Annotated in this window: 16 protein-coding genes and 1 tRNA gene; 5 read left to right on the top strand and 12 right to left on the bottom strand. The window is 64.1% G+C overall.

What is annotated here, in order from left to right; genetic code table 11:
• Positions 1 to 23 precede the first annotated feature (23 nt).
• From L9O85_RS12695 to L9O85_RS12650, 10 genes are all read right to left on the bottom strand, one after another.
• A tRNA-Gly gene (locus L9O85_RS12695) sits at positions 24 to 99 on the bottom strand.
• Between the two features lie 69 nt (positions 100 to 168).
• On the bottom strand, positions 169 to 1,329 hold the full coding sequence (locus tag L9O85_RS12690; RefSeq protein WP_276756509.1) for a hypothetical protein: 1,161 nt from the start codon (positions 1,327 to 1,329) through the stop codon (positions 169 to 171).
• Positions 1,330 to 1,360: 31 nt separating this feature from the next.
• Positions 1,361 to 1,951 (bottom strand): lactate utilization protein, encoded by a 591-nt coding sequence (locus L9O85_RS12685; RefSeq protein WP_276756510.1) that lies wholly within the window; start codon positions 1,949 to 1,951, stop codon positions 1,361 to 1,363.
• Between the two features lie 29 nt (positions 1,952 to 1,980).
• Positions 1,981 to 2,853 carry a YitT family protein gene (locus L9O85_RS12680; protein ID WP_276756512.1) on the bottom strand — a complete coding sequence of 291 codons (873 nt, stop codon included), beginning with the start codon at positions 2,851 to 2,853 and terminating at the stop codon, positions 1,981 to 1,983.
• 59 nt (positions 2,854 to 2,912) lie between these two features.
• Positions 2,913 to 5,156, bottom strand: coding sequence for a DNA gyrase/topoisomerase IV subunit A (locus L9O85_RS12675; RefSeq protein WP_050623440.1), 2,244 nt, complete (start codon positions 5,154 to 5,156; stop codon positions 2,913 to 2,915).
• Positions 5,157 to 5,221: 65 nt separating this feature from the next.
• The gene (locus tag L9O85_RS12670) at positions 5,222 to 5,599 is read right to left on the bottom strand and encodes a hypothetical protein (protein WP_301578816.1); all 378 of its coding nucleotides are present in this window, start codon (positions 5,597 to 5,599) and stop codon (positions 5,222 to 5,224) included.
• A gap of 1 nt (position 5,600) precedes the next feature.
• On the bottom strand, positions 5,601 to 6,464 hold the full coding sequence (gene sdaAA / locus L9O85_RS12665; protein WP_276756732.1) for an L-serine ammonia-lyase, iron-sulfur-dependent, subunit alpha: 864 nt from the start codon (positions 6,462 to 6,464) through the stop codon (positions 5,601 to 5,603).
• Positions 6,464 to 7,141: an L-serine ammonia-lyase, iron-sulfur-dependent subunit beta gene (gene sdaAB / locus L9O85_RS12660; RefSeq protein ID WP_050623442.1), complete on the bottom strand. Its 678-nt coding sequence runs from the start codon at positions 7,139 to 7,141 to the stop codon at positions 6,464 to 6,466. The genes sdaAA and sdaAB overlap by 1 nt, the downstream gene beginning before the upstream one ends.
• Positions 7,142 to 7,164: 23 nt before the next feature.
• The gene (locus L9O85_RS12655) at positions 7,165 to 7,431 is read right to left on the bottom strand and encodes a hypothetical protein (RefSeq protein WP_108980546.1); all 267 of its coding nucleotides are present in this window, start codon (positions 7,429 to 7,431) and stop codon (positions 7,165 to 7,167) included.
• 32 nt (positions 7,432 to 7,463) lie between these two features.
• Positions 7,464 to 9,446, bottom strand: coding sequence for a DNA gyrase/topoisomerase IV subunit B (locus L9O85_RS12650; protein WP_108980547.1), 1,983 nt, complete (start codon positions 9,444 to 9,446; stop codon positions 7,464 to 7,466).
• Between the two features lie 215 nt (positions 9,447 to 9,661).
• Here L9O85_RS12650 and L9O85_RS12645 point away from each other — a divergent pair, with 215 nt between their 5' ends.
• Entirely contained in the window at positions 9,662 to 10,141 is a 480-nt protein-coding gene (locus L9O85_RS12645; RefSeq protein WP_276756515.1) for a hypothetical protein, read from the top strand.
• A gap of 44 nt (positions 10,142 to 10,185) precedes the next feature.
• On the opposite strand, the gene L9O85_RS12640 is transcribed toward L9O85_RS12645, so the two are convergent.
• A complete protein-coding gene (locus L9O85_RS12640; protein ID WP_276756517.1) occupies positions 10,186 to 12,333 on the bottom strand; it encodes a Tex family protein in 2,148 nt (715 codons plus the stop codon).
• Positions 12,334 to 12,405: 72 nt separating this feature from the next.
• Positions 12,406 to 12,903: a hypothetical protein gene (locus L9O85_RS12635; protein ID WP_276756519.1), complete on the bottom strand. Its 498-nt coding sequence runs from the start codon at positions 12,901 to 12,903 to the stop codon at positions 12,406 to 12,408.
• 681 nt (positions 12,904 to 13,584) lie between these two features.
• On the opposite strand from L9O85_RS12635, the gene L9O85_RS12630 reads away from it, so the two are divergent.
• From L9O85_RS12630 to L9O85_RS12615, 4 genes are all read left to right on the top strand, one after another.
• Positions 13,585 to 13,812 (top strand): helix-turn-helix domain-containing protein, encoded by a 228-nt coding sequence (locus L9O85_RS12630; protein WP_301578810.1) that lies wholly within the window; start codon positions 13,585 to 13,587, stop codon positions 13,810 to 13,812.
• 755 nt (positions 13,813 to 14,567) lie between these two features.
• Positions 14,568 to 15,512: a hypothetical protein gene (locus L9O85_RS12625; protein WP_301578809.1), complete on the top strand. Its 945-nt coding sequence runs from the start codon at positions 14,568 to 14,570 to the stop codon at positions 15,510 to 15,512.
• Positions 15,513 to 15,540: 28 nt separating this feature from the next.
• Entirely contained in the window at positions 15,541 to 16,266 is a 726-nt protein-coding gene (locus L9O85_RS12620; RefSeq protein WP_301578807.1) for an NAD-dependent protein deacylase, read from the top strand.
• Between the two features lie 9 nt (positions 16,267 to 16,275).
• Complete coding sequence (locus tag L9O85_RS12615; RefSeq protein WP_301578805.1) at positions 16,276 to 17,532, top strand: WYL domain-containing protein; 1,257 nt, start codon at positions 16,276 to 16,278, stop codon at positions 17,530 to 17,532.
• Positions 17,533 to 17,757 lie beyond the last annotated feature (225 nt).

Here is a 17,757-nt window from a genome sequence, read left to right as displayed (position 1 = left end):
GCTTAGAAGCGTGTCTTTCTTTTTGGAGCGAGTGACGGGGCTCGAACCCGCTACCTCCACCTTGGCAAGGTGGCGCTCTACCAGATGAGCTACACTCGCAACGACAAAGCATATTATAGCAGAAAATTTGTCGCTGTCAAGCATAAAATGAAAAAATTGAGAATGATCTCATTCCGCCCCGTCGGAGGAGGCGGAGGAGGTGCCGGGAACCTCCTCCGTCCCCTCCTGGCTGTCCGACGGCTCCCCGCAGGGGGGGACCGCCTGGGTATCCCACTGGTAGCCCAGGGCGGCCATCTCCCGGTCAGAGAGGAGGGGGTACTGCCCGCGGCTGTCCGCCCCCCGGGTGAGGTCCAGATGGCGATAGCCGCTCTCGGTGCGGACGACGTTCCAGAAGTGGGGTGACCCGTCCAGGGTGCCCGGTACCACCATGCCGGTCAGCTCCAGCCGTTGGGCCAACAGCAGGGCGGCCAGGGCAAGTCCCTCGCTGTCTGCTGCCCCCGCCACCAGGGCGTCATAAGCGCTGCCCCCCCCCTCCGGATCGTAGTGTCCGGCGTCCAGCACGGCGGCAGATACGGTCTGGATGGCCTCGTCCCCCTCGGTCCCCCAGATGGAGACCACGATCTCATTGGCGCGCCGGGCCAGGGCGGTCCGGCGGCGCTGGAGCTCTTTCTGCTCCAGGTGGTAGGTAAGCAGGACCTCCACGATGCGCTGGCGGCCGCTCTCCTCCCCTTGGGGATAGATATAGACCTGGGCCTCGGGCAGATCCAGGGCGGTGTCTGGACTGGCATAGTAGGCCTCCCGGAAGAGGGTTTGGATGTAGGTCTCGTCCCCCTCGAAGTAGCTGATGCGCAGGGCGGCCTCGGTGCCGAAGGAGGAGAGCAGGTCCTTGAGTTGGGAGCGGATGGCGGTGGCACCGGTGGCGGCCACGATGGCGGAGACCTGCTCCCGGGTGCGGCGGTAGGTGATCTCCACAGCGGCCTCATAGTAGGAGACAATAGGGGTCACATCATAGCGGATGAAGTCCACTGAATAGGCTCCCAGAGGGTCCTCCTGGACCACCTCCAGACAGGCGTTGGACAGGGACTGCTCCACATCCTGGTCGTAGTTGTACATCCGGACAGTGCCCTCCTCCTCACCCAGGGAGATGAGGTAGATCAGGGCATTGACCAGCTCCTGGTAGTTCTCCACCCGAAGGATGGAGGAGTCCCCCTCGGCAGGGGGCGTGGCGCTGTGGGGAGTCACGCTGGTGTAGCTGCGGGCGAGCAGTGAGGAGCACCCGGACAGCAGCAGGGACAGCGCGGCCACGGCCGCGCAGAGCCTCCATTTCATCAGATCCCTCCTCCCATGTTCCCGCCGGGGCTCACATCCCCAGCGCCTCTCCGATCAGTACGACTTCCATCTCCTCTGTGGCATTGGGACGAGCCCAAAGAACCGCAAGTCCTCGGCAGATGCGCTCCGGGCTCTTGCAGTCATAGCACCGGTCTGCCTTGGCGGCGCAGGGGGTCCTGCACCCCATGGACTGTGCCCGCTTGGGGGCGGCCACGTTCCGGGCCCGCCACAGTGCCGCCTCAAAATCGGGGGCGACCTTGTTGACACCCACCAGGAAGTAGACCTTCTGGTGGCCGTACAGGGTGGAGGAGACCCGGTTGCCGTTGCCATCGATGTTGACGATCTCCCCGGTCTCCGCCAGCGCGTTGGCGGAGGTGATGTACACATCGGTGAGGACGGCGTCCCTCAGGGCGCCCCCCTCCCAGTGCCAGACCACCTGGTTGTGGGCAGCCAGCCTGGGGTAGAGCCCCATCTCCTTCACCGTCATGGACCCGCCGATGCCCACCGTTTTCCCATCGATCTGGCCGTCCAGATAGGCGGCCGCCTCATCTGCGGTGGGGAAGTAGGCGGTGCGGAAGCCGCGGGCCTCCAGGTTGGCGCGGAGTTTTTCCAGATCTGCCATGGTGATACCTCCCTGAAAAAATGAATGGATCACAGGTCATGCTGGTGATAGCTGTGGAAGCCCTGGCCCAGCACCTCGTGGGCATCGCAGACGATGAGAAAGGCGGAGGGGTCGGTCTCCTTTACCGCCCGCTTCAGGGCCACGATCTGCTTCTGCTTGAAGGCGCACATGAGCACGTCTTTTGCCTCCCCGGACCAGGCCCCGGCCCCCCGGAGGATGGTGACGCCCCGGTCCAGCTCCGTACTGATGGAGCGGATGATCTCCTGGGGGCGGTCGCTGATGATATAGGCCACCTTGGCGTTGTCCAGGCCGTAGAGCACCCGGTCGATGACCAGGGAGGAGATATACAGGGAGACCAGCCCGTACAGGGCGCTGCTCAGGCTGTGGAAGGCCAGAGCGGCCAGGGCGATGACCACCAGGTCCACCGCCATGACCAGGGTGCCCATGGGCAGATGGCCGAAGCGGAGCTTCAGCAGCCGGGCGATGAGATCGGTGCCGCCGGTGGTGGCTCCCTGGAGGAACACCATCCCAAGGGACAGCCCGATCAGCGCGCCGCCGAAGACGGAGGCCAGCATGGGGTCCATGGGCGGGAAGGAGTAACAGGCGGCCAGCAGGTCCACCCCCAGGGAGGTAGCGGCGGTGGCGAAGAGGGAGGAGGCCAGCAGCTTCCACCCCAGCAGCCGCCAGCCCAGCAGGAACAGGGGCAGGTTGAGGGCGATGACCGCACTGCCCACCGGGATGGCGGGGACGATGGCATGGATGATCTGCCCCAGACCGGTCATCCCGCCCAAGGTGATCTGGTTGGGAACATAGCACCAGTCAAAGCCCAGGGCAAAGACAGCGGAGGCCAGTGTGATCCACAGATAGGGCCGGAAGGCGGCCCAGAGCTTGCCGGTGCGCACAAAAAAACTTCCTTTCCTTTTCTGGTTGGGCGGCGCGGCGGCTGCCCGGGACGGTGGTGTTACAGCAGGGTCATCTGCTCCTCTCCCCGGTCGGGCTCCCGAAGGAGGGCTCCCGCAATGGGCAGGGAGCGGGCCCGGTAGCGGGCGGCGTTGCGGATGGGGGTCTGAGCCAGGGGCAGGGCCTTCTCCACCCGGTATTTAGGCTTGAGGGACATGACGTTGACCCCCTGGGTGGTGCGGGTAGTCTTGGGGGAGAGGGCGGAGGTGTGGAAGATCATGCAGCGCCCCTCGGTGGAGTAGACCGCCATCTCCTGGTCCTCCTCCAGCAGGAAGGCGGAGACCAGGGGGGCCTTGTCGGAATAGGCCCCGGTGAGCTTTTTCCGGCGGGTCTGGGTCTGGTAGGCGGACAGTTCCACCCGGGCCGCCTTGCCGTTGTCAAAGAAGAAGAGCAGCTGGCGGCGGTAGTCCCCGGGGATGCAGGCCCAGACCACCCGCTCCTCCTGGTCCATGGCAAGCTTGGTGGGCAGGTAGTCCCCCAGCACGCTGGCCTTGGTGTCCTCAAATTCGCTGAGCCGGGTCTTATAGCACTGCTGCCTGTCGGTAAAGACCAGCAGCTCGTCCCGGTTGGAGGCCTCCCAGGTAAGGAAGGGGCCGTCGCCGTCCTTATACTTCTGCTCGCCGGACATCCGCAGGGACTGGGGGGTGATTTTCTTCAGATATCCCTCCCGGGACAGGAAGAGATTCACCGGGTAGTCGGGGACCTCCTCCTCAGCGGTGAGCAGCTCCTCGGTCTGGTGGTCATAGACGATATCGGTGCGGCGGGGGAGGGCGTACTTTTTCTTGACTTGCTCCAGCTCACCGATGATGACCTGACGGATGCGGCGGGGGCTGTTCACCAGGTCCTGGAGGTCAGCGATCTCCTCCTCCAGGGAGTCCACCTCCTGGGTGCGCTTGAGGATGTACTCCTTGTTGATGTTCCGCAGGCGGATGTCGGCTACGAACTCGGCCTGGATCTGGTCAATGCCAAAGCCGATCATCAGGTTGGGCACTACCTCCGCGTCCTCCTCGGTCTCCCGGATGATGCGGATGGCCCGGTCGATGTCCAGCAGGATGCGCTTGAGGCCCTTGAGCAGGTGCAGCTTCTCCTGCTTCTTCTTCAGGGAGAAGTATGTGCGGCGGCGCACGCAGTCGCTGCGCCAGGCGGTCCACTCCTCCAGGATCTCCCGCACCCCCATCACCCGGGGCATCCCGGCGATGAGGATGTTGAAGTTGCAGGACTGGCTGTCCATCAGGGGGGTGGACTTGAACAGCTTGGCCATCAGCTTGTCCGGGTCAGTGCCCCGCTTCAGGTCGATAGTCAGCTTCAGGCCGGACAGGTCGGTCTCGTCCCGCATGTCGGCGATCTCACGGATCTTGCCCGACTTGATGAGCTCAGCCACCTTGTCCATGATGGCCTCCACGGTGGTGGAGTAGGGGATTTCGTAGACCTCGATGATGTTGTCCGCCTTGAGGTAGCGCCACTTGGCGCGCACCTTGAAGGAGCCCCGTCCGGTGCGGTAGATGGAGGCCAGCTCCGAGGCGTCGTAGAGCAGTTCACCGCCGGTGGGCAGGTCGGGGGCCTTCAGGGTGGACATGAGATCGTGGTCCGGGTCCTTCAGATAGGCGATGGTGGTGTCGCACACCTCCCCCAGGTTGAAGCCGCACAGGTTGCTGGCCATGCCAACGGCGATGCCCTGGTTGGCGGAGACCAGCACGTTGGGAAAGGTGGTGGGCAGGAGGGTGGGCTCCTTCAGCTTGCCGTCGTAGTTGTCCACAAAGTCCACGGTGTCCTGGTCGATGTCCCGAAACAGCTCGGCGCAGATGGGGTCCAGCCGCACCTCGGTGTATCGGCTGGCGGCCCAGGCCATGTCTCGGGAGTACACCTTTCCAAAGTTGCCCTTGGAGTCCACAAGGGGGTGGAGCAGGGCCCCGTAGCCCCGGGAGAGGCGGACCAAGGTGTCGTAGATGGCGGCGTCCCCGTGAGGGTTGAGCTTCATGGTCTGGCCTACTACGTTAGCGCTCTTGGTACGGGCCCCGCCCAGCAGTTTCATCTGATACATGGTGTAGAGCAGCTTCCGGTGGGAGGGCTTGAAGCCGTCGATCTCCGGGATGGCCCGGGAGACGATGACCGACATGGCATAGGGCATATAGTTGATCTCCAGCGTCTCGGTGATGGGCTGCTCCAGCACCTCGGCCCGCAGGCCCATGACGTTGGGGTTGGTTACCTTGGGTTTGGTCTCGTCGGGGTTTTTCTTCTTTGGCATAGGGATATCCGTCCTATCTTCTGCCCCAGCTTAGGGGGACATTTTCAATCAAACACTGAAAGAGATCACGCATCTGCCCGATATAGAGGGATCAGGCTGGCAAAACAAATGCTCAAAGATCCAAAGATTTGAGTACATAAAATAAGATCCTGGTCGAACCGCAGAAAAAACCACAGAAGAAAACCTGTGGGGCAGAGCGCTCCATTGAGCAAAAACAGAGCTCCGAGGATCTTTTTCCAGTAATCCCATACGGCGGAGGAAACTTTCCGACTTGTCCAGGCGGAAGGCATTCCGCTGGCCGTCAGAAAGGATACACCGAATAACAGAGAGAAAATGGTCATGCAGGCGTACAGAGCGGGGAGAGAGGGAAAACTGTGTGAGAAGACATTCAGAAAAGCGATGGATGCCAGTGTATAGAAAAAGAGATGTGTGAGCCGTTTCATATCACCCCTCCTTGGGTGCGTACGCCATCCCAAAGGGCGTTGCGGCCAGGCCGCCCTTTCCCGTCTCCCGGAGGGAGGGGGGCAGGGAACGGCCCACCTCTGCCATGGCGTCCAGAACCTGGTCTGGGGGGACCCGGCTCTCGATGCCGGCCAGAGCCATCTGGGCCGCCGAAAGGGCGTCCATGGCCCCGATGACGTTGCGCTTGACGCAGGGGACCTCCACCAGCCCGCCCACAGGATCGCACACCAGCCCCAGCAGATTCTTCACAGCCATGGCGCAGGCGTGAGCCATCATGGAGGGAGTGCCGCCCCGGAGGTGGACCAGGGCGGGGGCGGCCATGGCGGCGGCAGAGCCGATCTCCGCCTGACAGCCGCCCTCGGCCCCGGAGATGGAGGCCCGGGCGGCGATGACCATTCCGAAGCCGGAGGCCACATACAGGGCCTGAACCAGCTGCTCCCTGGAGAGAGAGAAGTGCCGGGCGCAGGGGAGGAGCACCGCGGGCAGCACGCCGCAGGCCCCCGCCGTGGGGGCGGCCACGATGCGCTTCATGCAGGCGTTGCACTCCCCCATCCGCAGAGCCCCGGCCATCACCTGGGAGAGAAGGGGGCCGCACAGGGGGTCCCCGGCGGCGTACAGGGTCATTTTGGCCCCGTCACCCCCAGACAGGCCGCTGTGGGAGCGGTCCTGGGCCTGATAGCTCTCGTCCGCCTGCACCATGGCGTCCAGCATGGCCCCCATCCGCTCCAGAGAGCGGGCGCGGGGCAGGTCCTGCCGCCGGCAGTCGGATTCCAGAATGTTTTCCCAGAGGGGCAGGCCGGACTGTTCCGTATCCTGGAGCATCTGGGCGATGGAGTCAAAGGCGATCAAAGGGGCACCTCCTGTTCTTCCGGGGTGTAGCGGGTGACCCGCAGGATGCCGGGCAGGGCCCGCACGTCCCGGGCGGCGTCCTCGGGGATGGGCTGGTCGCACTCGATGACCATGACGGCGCTGCCGCCCCGGCCGCCCCGATTGAGCTGGAGGGTGGCCACGTTGAGGCCCCGCCCGGCCAGCACGCCGGTGACCTGACTGACGCAGCCGGGCTGGTCGGTGTTGTGGACCACCAGGGTGGGCAGCTCCCCGCTGAAGGAGGTGTGCAGTCCATCCACCTGAAAGACCCGGATGCGCCCGCCCCCAGGGGAGGAGGCCCCCACCTCCAGCTGTCCGCCCCCGGCATCCTCAAGACGGATGAGGGCGCTGTTGGGGTGGACGTCCCGCAGGACGCAGGTGCCGAAGGAGAAGGACAGCCCCCGCTCCCGGGCCAGACGGAAGCTGTCTGGGACCCGGCCGTCGGCCGGGGAGAGGCCCAGCAGCCCGGCCACCAGGGCCTGGTGGGTGCCGTGGCCCTCTCCGGTGGAGGCAAAGGAGCCGTGGAGCAGCAGCTGGGCCCGGACGGGCTCCTGCCCCAGCAGAGCCCGGGCCATGCGGCCGATGCGCACCGCCCCCGCCGTGTGGGAGCTGGAGGGCCCCACCATGACGGGACCCAGGATGTCGAACAGGTTCATAGGTGTGTTCCTCCGCTGCGATCTCATGTGAAGTAAAGCAATAAAAGAAAGAGAAACATCAGGCAGGAAAGGCCGATCACAAAGCGCCCCAGCCATCTGGCCAGCCGACGGCGGTCCTCCGGCGTGTCGTCGGCAAGTCGCCTGCCGTTTTTGACCAGATAGATGCCTCCGTCCTTAAAATAGCAGAGGGCCTGAATTGCAGCGTCAGTCCTGTACAGGATGATGCCCAGCAGGAGAAAGAAGATACACAGGATGGAAAATCCAAACATCACAATGGAATCGTCTGACATTGGGCTTCTCCCTGCCACTCGTGATGAGATGATTACGAGATGTCCGCCAGCTCCAGATATTTGTAGCCGTTGTCTGCGATGTGGCTCTTGCGCCCCTGGAGGTCATCCCCCAGCAGCAGGTCAAAGACCTGGGCGGTGCGCTCCACGTCCTCCGGCATCACCTTGATGAGCCGGCGGGTCTCAGGGTTCATGGTGGTCAGCCACATCATATCGGGCTCGTTCTCGCCCAGGCCCTTGGAGCGCTGCACATCGCACTTTTTTCCCTCCAGAGAGGCGACGATGTCGTTTTTTTCCTTGTCTGAGTAGGCAAACCAGGTCTTTTCCTTACAGGTGATCTCGTACAGGGGGGACTCCGCGATGTAGACATAGCCCTGCTGGATCAGGGTGGGGGTTAGGCGGTAGAGCATGGTGAGGATCAGGGTGCGGATCTGGAAGCCGTCCACGTCGGCATCGGTGCAGATGACCACCTTGTTCCAGCGCAGGCTGTCCAGGTCAAAGGAGGCCAGGTCCTTCACGTGCTTGTCCTGGACCTCCACTCCGCAGCCCATGACCTTGAGCAGGTCGGTGATGATCTCGTTTTTGAAGATCTTGGCGTAATCCGCCTTGAGGCAGTTGAGGATCTTGCCCCGGACGGGCATGATGCCCTGGTACTCCGCGTCCCGGCTGAGCTTCACCGCCCCCATGGCGGAGTCTCCCTCCACGATGTAGAGCTCCCGGCGGGACACGTCCTTGGTGCGGCAGTCCACGAACTTCTGCACCCGGTTGGAGATGTCCATGGAGCCGGACAGCTTCTTTTTGATGTTCAGGCGGGTCTTTTCCGCGGTCTCCCGGCTGCGCTTGTTGATGAGCACCTGCTCGCAGATCTTGTCTGCGTCGAAGGGGTTCTCGATGAAATAGACCTCCAGCTGGGCGCGGAGGAAATCGGTCATAGCCTCCTGGACGAATTTGTTGTTGATGGCCTTTTTAGTCTGGTTCTCGTAGCTGGTCTGGGTGGAGAAGTTGTTGGAGACCAGCACCAGGCAGTCCTGGATGTCGTTGAAGCTGATCTTGCCCTCCGACTTCTGGTACTTGCCCAGCTGCTTGAGCCGGGCGTCGATGGCGGAGACGAAGGCGGATTTCATGGCCTTCTCCGGGCTGCCCCCGTGCTCCAGCCAGGAGGAGTTGTGGTAGTGCTCCACGATGGACACCCGGTTGGAGAAGCAGAAGGAGACCGACAGCTTCACCTTGTACTCCGGCTTGTCCTCCCGGTCCCGGCCCTTCCGCTCGGTCTGCCAAAACACAGGCTGGGTCAAGGGATTTTCCCCGGCCAGTTCAGTGACATAGTCCAGGATGCCGTTGTCATAGCGGAAGTCAGTGGTCTCGAACTTCCCACCGGTCTGGTTGCGGAAGCGGAAGGTGACGCCGGAGTTAACCACAGCCTGGCGCTTCATCACGTCCAGGTAGTACTCCACGGGGATGTCGATGTCGGTAAAGACCTCCAGGTCGGGCTTCCAGCGGAAGGTGGAGCCCGTCTTTCTGCCCCGGTCAGTGGGCTCTTTGTGGAGCCCGCCGATATTCTCCCCCTTCTCAAAGTGGAGGGTGTATTTGGAGCCGTCCCGGTAGATGGTTGCGTCGAAATACTCGCTGGCGTACTGGGTGGCGCAGGAGCCCAGGCCGTTGAGGCCCAGGGAATACTCATAGTTGTCGCCGTCCCCGCCGTACTTGCCGCCGGCGTACAGCTCACAGAACACCAGCTCCCAGTTGTAGCGCTGCTCCTTTTCGTTCCAGTCCACCGGACAGCCCCGGCCGAAGTCCTCCACCTGGATGGACTTGTCCTCGAACCGGGTGACGATGATGAGATCGCCGTGGCCCTCCCGGGCCTCGTCGATGGCGTTGGACATGATCTCAAACACGGCATGCTCGCAGCCCTCCAGCCCGTCGGAGCCGAAGATGACGCCGGGGCGCTTGCGGACCCGGTCGGCCCCTTTTAGGGCGGAGATGGATTCGTTGCCGTAGCTGGGTTTCTTCTGAGCCATAGTAATAAAGATCCCTCACAGTACAATGCGGCGCGGGACCGCGCAAAATAACAATTATAATAATACCCCATTTGGACGGAGAAAGTCAAGAAAAGGGCGGAGCGGCCTGGGACAGAAAAAAGAGGCTGGGAGACAGACAAAAAGGGAAAGAATGGGTGGGGTGGGAATAAAAAGAGGAGAAATGCCCCAGACTGAGGAGGAAAGGGGCGGGATCTGTGGAGAATTTCTGGGTAGCCGAGGAGAGCGAGGGCATCGGGGAGGCGGTGCGCCGGCAGCTGGGGGAGCGGGACCGGCGCACGGCAGCGGGAGGATCACCCTGGCTGCTGGTGGTCTCCCCCCGGGCAGCGGAGCGGAGGAGGCAGCTGCCCACTGGGTGCCGGACGGTGCTTCTGCCCGGCGGAGCGGGGGGGCTGCTCTCCGGGCTGGACCCCGCGGCGGCGGTAAGCTACGGCACCGGGCCCAGGGACACCCTGACCCTGTCCAGCCGGGAGGGGCGGCAGCTGTGGTGCGCCATCCAGCGGGAGCTGGTGACGGTGGAGGGACGGGTGGTGGAGCGGCAGGAGCTGCCCCTCCGCCTGCCGGATCACATGTCTCCCCTGTCTGTGCTGGCGGCGGCGGGGGCCCTGCTGCTGCTGGGGGTGCCCCCGGAGGAGCTGGGCCGGGACCGCGGGGCGGTCAGGGGCGGCCAGGGATGAAAGACCGGCGGCCGGAGGTGTCCCCTCCGGCCGCCGCACCCGTGTTACGGTTTTTTCATGGTCAGGCTGATGCGCTTTTTCTTCTCGTCCACCTCCAGAACCCACACCGTGACCACATCTCCCACGGAAAGCAGCTGGGAGGGGTGCTTCACCCGCTGGGGCAGCTTGCTGATGTGGACCAGCCCATCCTGATGGACCCCGATGTCCACAAATGCCCCGAAGTCGATGACGTTGCGCACCGTCCCCTGGAGCTCCATCCCGGGCTTCAGGTCCCGGGCCTCCATCACATCGGTGCGCAGGATGGGGGCGGGCAGCTCGTCCCGGGGGTCCCGGCCGGGCTTCATCAGCTCCTTGATGATGTCCGCCAGGGTGGGGACGCCCACGCCGCACACCCGGGCCAGCGCCTCCAGGCCCATGGCCTCCGCCTTCTCCTTCAGGGCCCCCATGGCCCCCGCCCTGACGTCGGACAGGGTGTAGCCGCACTGGGCCAGCAGCGCCTCCGCGGCGGCGTAGCTCTCCGGATGGACACCGGTGTTGTCCAGAACGGAGGCGCTCTCCGGCACCCGCAGGAAGCCGGCGCACTGCTCAAAGGCCTTGGGGCCCAGCTTGGGCACCTTCAGGACCTGCCTGCGGGTGGTGAAGGCCCCGTTCTCCTCCCGGTATTTCACCAGGTTCTTGGCAGTGGCGGCGGTGAGGCCGGACACCCGCTGGAGCAGGGAGGGGGAGGCGGTGTTCACATCCACGCCCACCGCGTTGACGCAGTCCTCCACCACCCCGTCCAGGGCCTCGCCCAGCCGGGCCTGGGGCATGTCGTGCTGGTACTGGCCCACGCCGATGGCCTTAGGGTCGATCTTCACCAGCTCAGCCAGAGGGTCCTGGAGCCGCCGGGCGATGGACACGGCGGAGCGCAGGTTCACATCGTACTCGGGGAACTCCTCGGCGGCCAGCTTGGAGGCGGAGTAGACCGAGGCCCCGGCCTCGCTGACGATCATATAGCTCAGGCCGCCCCCCAGTCTGTGGATCAGCTCCACCGCCATCTGCTCGGTCTCCCGGCTGGCGGTGCCGTTGCCGATGGCGATGTGCTCCACGCCGTGCTTTCTCACCAGATGGGACAGCTTGGCGATGGCCTCCTGTTTCTGCCGCTCCCCATAGGTGGGGTAGACTACCGCCGTGTCCAGCACCTTGCCGGTGCCGTCCACCACCGCCACCTTGCAGCCCATGCGGTAGCCCGGGTCCAGCCCCATGGTGACCCGCCCCTTCACCGGGGGCTGCATCAGCAGGGGCTTCAGGTTCAGGGCGAAGTTGTGGATGGCACCCTCGTCCGCCTGCTCAGTGAGGTGGGCGCGGATCTCCCGCTCCATGGAGGGCTGGATCAGGCGGTCATAGGCGTCGTCCGCCGCCGCCCGGACAAAGTCCATGCAGGCCGCGCCGGGCACCACGGCCCGGCGCACCGCCACGTGGGCGGTCTCCGGGTCCAGCTCCACCGTGACCTTGAGCACCCCCTCCCGCTCACCCCGGTTGACGGCCAGCACCTGGTGGCCCTGGGCCCGTCCCACCGGGACCTTGAAGTCATAGTACAGGCGGTAGACCGTGTCCTCCGGCTCCTTGGCCGCAGCCCGGGAGGCCAGCATGCCCCGGCGCAGATACAGCTGCCGCAGCTCCCTGCGGATGTCGGCGTCGTCGGAGATCTCCTCGGCCAGGATGTCACTGGCCCCCTGGAGGGCGTCCTCCGCCGTCTCCACCCCCTTGTCCGGGTCCAGAAAGTCCAGGGCCGCCTGACGGGGGTCCACCGCCGGGCCCTGAGCGGAGAGCAGCCGGACCAGGGGTTCCAGCCCCTTCTCCCGGGCGATGGTGGCCCGGGTGCGCCGCTTCTGCTTATAGGGGCGGTACAGGTCCTCCACCTCCGCCAGAGTGGCGGCCGCAGCGATGGCGTCGGAGAGCTCCTGGGTGAGCTTGCCCTGGTTCTCGATAGCGGCGGCGACCTCCCCCTTCCGGGCCTCCAGGTTCCGCAGGTACTGAAGGCGGTCCGCCAGCCGGCGCAGCAGCTGGTCGTCCATGGAGCCGTGGAGCTCCTTGCGGTAGCGGGCGATAAAAGGGATGGTGGCACCCTCGTCGATGAGGGTCACCACATTTTGTACATGCTCCGGAGAGCGTTCCAGCTCCCGGGCGAGCGTTTGAAGGATGGCGTCCATGCAAAAGTCTCCTTGGTTCAGAAATCCCTCCCAGTGTAACCGAATTGGAAGAAAAAGTCCAGGGGGAAAGGGTCACCAGGTGATATGGATCTCCCACTGGTCCCACTCCCCGTCCCAGGTGAGAGTGAGAAAACAGTCCTCCGCCTGAACGGCCTCCCCTTCCCGGAGCCCCCAGACGACTGTGTAGTCCTGGTTCTGGTCCAGCATCTGGAAGCGGCCCAGAGACTGGTCCGGCCTGTGGCGGAGGCAGTAGAGAGGATGGGGGCCCGGGTCATCCGCGAAGCGGACGATGCCCGTCCGGGCGGTGGAGGAGCACTCGCTGTGCATGCCGGTCCTGATGTCCAGCATGGAGACGCCGTCGGAGTGACAGTGGCGGTAGACGGACAGGGGCTCCAGATAGCCGCCCCTGGTGTCCCAGATGTAGGTCTCGCCGTTGCTGATGAAGTAGTCCTGGCACAGGGGGCAGAAGGCACCGTTGCAGACGACGAAGTACAGGCCGGTGACCAGAAGGAAAAGCGCAGTCAGCCCCAGGACCATAACGTCGAATTTGGTGGGCTTGAATTTTTTCATCCGGATTCCTCCCTCAAAGACAACAGTTTTCTGTAAAGCACGCCCTCCTGCAGAGCCCGGTGCCCCTGTCGGGCGGCGTGCCGTTTTCCCCAAAGCCTTCCCCCTCTGGGGGGAAGGTGTCACGGCGCATGCCGTGACGGATGAGGGGTCTTCCTTCCCGTGTCCCAGCCGTGGGATGGCGAAAGGGGTTCCGCCCTGCGGGGCGGGTCCCTTTCCCAGCGATGGGAAAGGAACCAAAGGATCGCCGGGGGACACTCCCGGCGGGACCACGGCTCCACGTGCGTTCCGCCTGGGTCCCACAGTCCGCTTTCCCCCGGCCCCCCAGGCACGTGAGCCACCGAGCGGAGTTGTCTGAAACCTGACCGGCGCGGCAATGCTTTCGCACTGACCAGCGCCTTGCGCCGCTGCCGCTGATGCCCTGCGTCATTTGGGTCCATGCGCTGTGCCAGCTTTGCGCCTAGTGTTTCCGGCCTGGCAGGGGTTGCGGCCCCCTGTTCGCGTTGTTGCCGCGAGTGCGTTCAATGGGAGCGGCCCAACGATAATCTTGCACATTTGCTCAAGATACATGATATAAGAGGGAGGGCTGTCCAGGAAGATATTCACAATGCATATATATGCAGTTTGAATATCTGGTAAAAAATCTCAGTCAATTTATTATAATGATATGCAGAGGTTTAGCTTATGAACTCTGCATATCACCGCCTATACAGAACATTAGGCATCAATATTGCCTATTATCGAAATATGAAAGATATGAGTCAGGAACAGCTCGGAGACAGGCTGGAGATCGACCAGAGCCATGTCAGCAAAATCGAGAGGGCTTCCATCGGGATATCCATGGATATGCTGTGTGATATTGCAAAGGAACTGGTGGTAGAACCGTACCTCCTGCTGAAACCGAAGGATTGAAAAGGAAAATAAAGTTGGGACCGGGCCGTCTGCATCACCAGACGGCCCGGTCCTATTGTTTTGTGCCGCCCCTAAAGCCTTCCCCCCTCAGGGGGGAAGGTGTCACGGCGGATGCCGTGACGGATGAGGGGTCTTCCTACTCCCGTCTCTGTTCCAGTCATGGGACCTGCCAGAGAGGTTCCGCCCTGCGGGGCTGGTTCCTTTCTGAGCGTCCAGAAAGGAACCAAAGAGACGCCGGGGAACGCTCCCGGCGGGACCACGGCTCCACGTGCGTTCCGCCTGGGGCCCGCAGTCCGCTTTCCCCCGGCCCCCCGATGCGAGAGACGCGGGCCTTGGGCATGGCACCGGCGTCCGGCGCGGGTGGGGGACGACACACGGTTCCCCCGTTTGCGCTGCCGCCGCTGGTGTGTCCAATGGGCATACACACCCCGCGGTGGTGTCGCGCCTGGATTGGCAGAATAGGGGCAGCAGGTGCGAAATCAGCGGGCGCGCAAAAGCTGAAGATATCTCCTCGCAGGGGCGGCTTCCAGCCGCCCGAAAAGCCTTCCCCCCTCAGGGGAGAAGGTGTCACGGCGTATGCCGTGACGGATGAGGGGTCTTTCCTTCCGCGTCCCAGTCACAGGATAGGGAAAGGGGGTCCGCCCCGCGGGGCGGACCCCCTTTCCCCTGCATCTCCCACTGTCCCCGAGGAGAAAACCATGGTATAATGAAGGACAAGAGACCCCTGAAACAAAAATAGAACAGGAGGGACTGCTGTGAGGACATTGGAGGATATCAACGCCGAGCTGGAGCAGGTGCGGCAGAAGCTGGACCGGGCCCGGAAGCTGTCCGCCGTGATGGAGGATCTGAAGGCCCAGCATGAGGAGCGCAAGCGGGCGGCGGAGGACGCCCTGAAGGTGCTGTACCGGGAGCAGGAGGATGTGGAGGAGCTGGAGCGGCTCTCCTTTGCCTCCTTCCTGGCCAGAATTCGGGGGGAGCAGGCGGAACGGCTGGACCAAGAGCGGAGGGAGGCGGTGGCGGCCAAAGCCCGCTATGACGCGGCCCGCCGTGATCTGGAGGATCTGGAGGCCCGCTTTCAGGCGGCCCAGAAGGAGCGGGCGGGTCTGGAGGGCCTGAGGGGGCGCTGGAAGGCCCTGATGGAGGAGAAGGAGGAACTGCTCTGCCAGGCGGGAGGGGAGCGGGCGAAGCGCCTGATCCAGATCGGCTGTGATCTGGACAGCCTGGGCGCCCAGATCCGGGAGCTGGATGAGGCCATATGTGCGGGAAAAGATGTGGGCTATGCTCTGGACCAGATGATCGGCCAGCTGGACTCGGCGGCGGGCTGGGGCACCTGGGACATCCTGGGGGGCGGCATGCTGGCCACCATGGCCAAGCATGGACGTATGAACGATGCGCAAAACGCGGCTTTCCAAGCCCGACAGGCCATAAGCCGCTTCCGCACCGAGCTGGCCGACGTGTCCCAGCTCCGGGTGCCCGACCTTCAGGTGGGGGAGTTCACTTCCTTTGCGGACTATTTCTTCGACGGATTGTTCGTGGACCTGTACATCCAGGACAAGATCGGGACGGCCCGGCGTTCCGCGGAAGAGACGGCGGCCCAGGTGGAGGACCTGCTCTCCCAGCTGCGCCGGGAGCGGGACCGGACAGTGGAGCGGGCCGCCGAGCTGGAGCGGGAGCGGGAGAGACTGCTGGCCGGCATGTGAGGACAGCGGCCAGGAAAGGAGCATGGATATGGAACAGGAGCAGAGGACCCTGCAGAAATGGGTCGATGAGAGCAGACGCATCGTCTTTTTCGGCGGGGCGGGCGTGAGCACGGAGTCGGGCATCCCCGACTTCCGCAGCGTGGACGGGCTGTATTACCAGAAGTATGACTATCCCCCGGAGGAGATCCTCAGCCGCAGCTTTTTTGATGCCCGACCGGAGGAATTTTACCGCTTTTACCGGGAGAAGATGCTCTGCCTGGACGCCCAGCCCAACCCGGCCCACCGGAAGCTGGCGGAGCTGGAGGCGGCGGGGAAGCTGACCAGTGTGGTGACCCAGAACATCGACGGACTGCACCAGCGGGCGGGCTCCCGGCGGGTGTGGGAGCTCCACGGAAGCGTCCACCGCAACCACTGCATGAGGTGCGGCAGGGCCTATCCCGTGGAGTTCGTGCGGGACAGCGGAGGTGTGCCCCGATGTGCCTGCGGGGGCATCGTCAAGCCCGATGTGGTGCTCTATGAGGAGCAGCTGGACGGGCATACCCTGCAGGGGGCTCTTTCGGACATCCAGGGGGCGGATATGCTCATCATCGGCGGCACTTCACTGGCGGTGTACCCCGCCGCCAGCCTGGTGAACTACTACCGGGGGCACCGCCTGGTGCTCATCAACAAGTCCCCCATCCCCTACGACGCCCACGCCGACCTGGTGATCGCCGGCCCCATCGGGGAGATCCTGGGCGGCGTAGCGGTGGTGTGAGGGCGCGGGATGAAAAACGGCCGCCTGTTTGAGCTGCTCTATCTGCTGGTGGAGCGCCGCGCCCTCACCGCCGGGGAGCTGGCGGAGCGCTTCGAGGTGTCGGAGCGGACCATCTACCGGGACGTGGACGCCCTTTCCGCCGCCGGTGTGCCGGTCTATACCCAGCGGGGACAGGGGGGCGGCATCCGCCTGATGGATCAGTTCGTGCTGGACCGCTGCCTCCTCTCCCCCAGGGAGCAGGATGAGGTGCTCTTTGCCCTGCGGGCCCTGCTGTCCACCGGCGGGCTGGAGGGGGCGGAGGCCCTGGAACGGCTGTCCGCCCTGTTCCGGCGGGAGGCGGAGGGCTGGGTGGAGGTGGACTTCACCGACTGGGGCAGCGGGGAGCAGGAGAGGGAGAATTTCCGCATCGTGAGGGAAGGCATCCTGGGGCGCCGCCTGCTGGATTTCACCTACTACGCCTCCTCCGGCACCCGCACCCGCCGCAGGGTAGAGCCGGGCAAGCTGGTGTTCAAATCCGGTTGCTGGTATCTCCAGGCGTTCTGTCTTGCCAGGAGGGACTGGAGGATTTTTCGACTTGCGCGGATGGAGGGGCTGTGTCTGGAACGGGAGGGCTTTCCTCCCAGACGGCCGCCGGAGCAGCTGGAGGTTCCTTCCCCGGAACAGCGGCAGAATGGGACCCTGACCCTCCGTTTTGCCCCCTCCGCGGCCTGGCGGGTGCGGGACTATTTTGCCCCGGGCCAGATCCGGGCGGGAGAGGACGGCTGCCTGCTGGTGGAGTGTGACTTTCCTCAGGACGGGTGGCTGCTGGGCTTTCTTCTCTCTTTCGGAGACCAGGTGGAGGTGCTCGCCCCTGCCTCTTGGCGGGAGGTCCTGGGCCGGACTGGGAAAAAGATCGCGGCCCTGTATGAAACTGGACATTCCGTGTCAGGTATTCAGGCGTATCCTGAGGGCACAGAGGAGGGGAGCACCCCTCCCGAACAAAAGGAGGAACCTGATATGGAAGAGCGGATCTTTTGCCAGTGCTGCGGCATGCCCCTGGATGCCTCCGAGGACATGGGGAGCAACGCCGACGGAAGCCCCAACCGGGATTACTGCCGCTGGTGCTATCAGAGGGGCGCATTCACCGCGCCGGAGGCCACAGTGGAGGACATGATCGCCTTTGACCTGAAATTCAATGAGGAAAACGGACATCCCTTCGGCCCCCAGGAGGAGGCGGAGAGGCTCCTGCGGGCCTGGCTCCCCACCTTGAAGCGGTGGCGGAAGTAGGAAATGGCAATTGAGGCACGGCCTGCGGCTGGCCGGCTTTTCTCCGTGCAGGGTGTCGGGCGCATGATATGCGCCCCTGCGAAATAGACGGAGCCCCACGCCTCCCCCAAGGGGGAAGGCGTGGGGGCGTCCTTCTGCGGGGCCGGATCAACAGGATGGACAGGGCCCCCCTCTCTGAGGGAGGTGTAAAAACAGCTGCTTCCGGGGCGGCCCTGACGGACGGAG

The organism is Lawsonibacter asaccharolyticus (assembly GCF_022453915.1).
GTDB classification, from domain to species: Bacteria; Bacillota; Clostridia; order Oscillospirales; family Oscillospiraceae; genus Lawsonibacter; species Lawsonibacter asaccharolyticus.
This window is presented reverse-complemented; position numbering and strand designations above follow the sequence as displayed.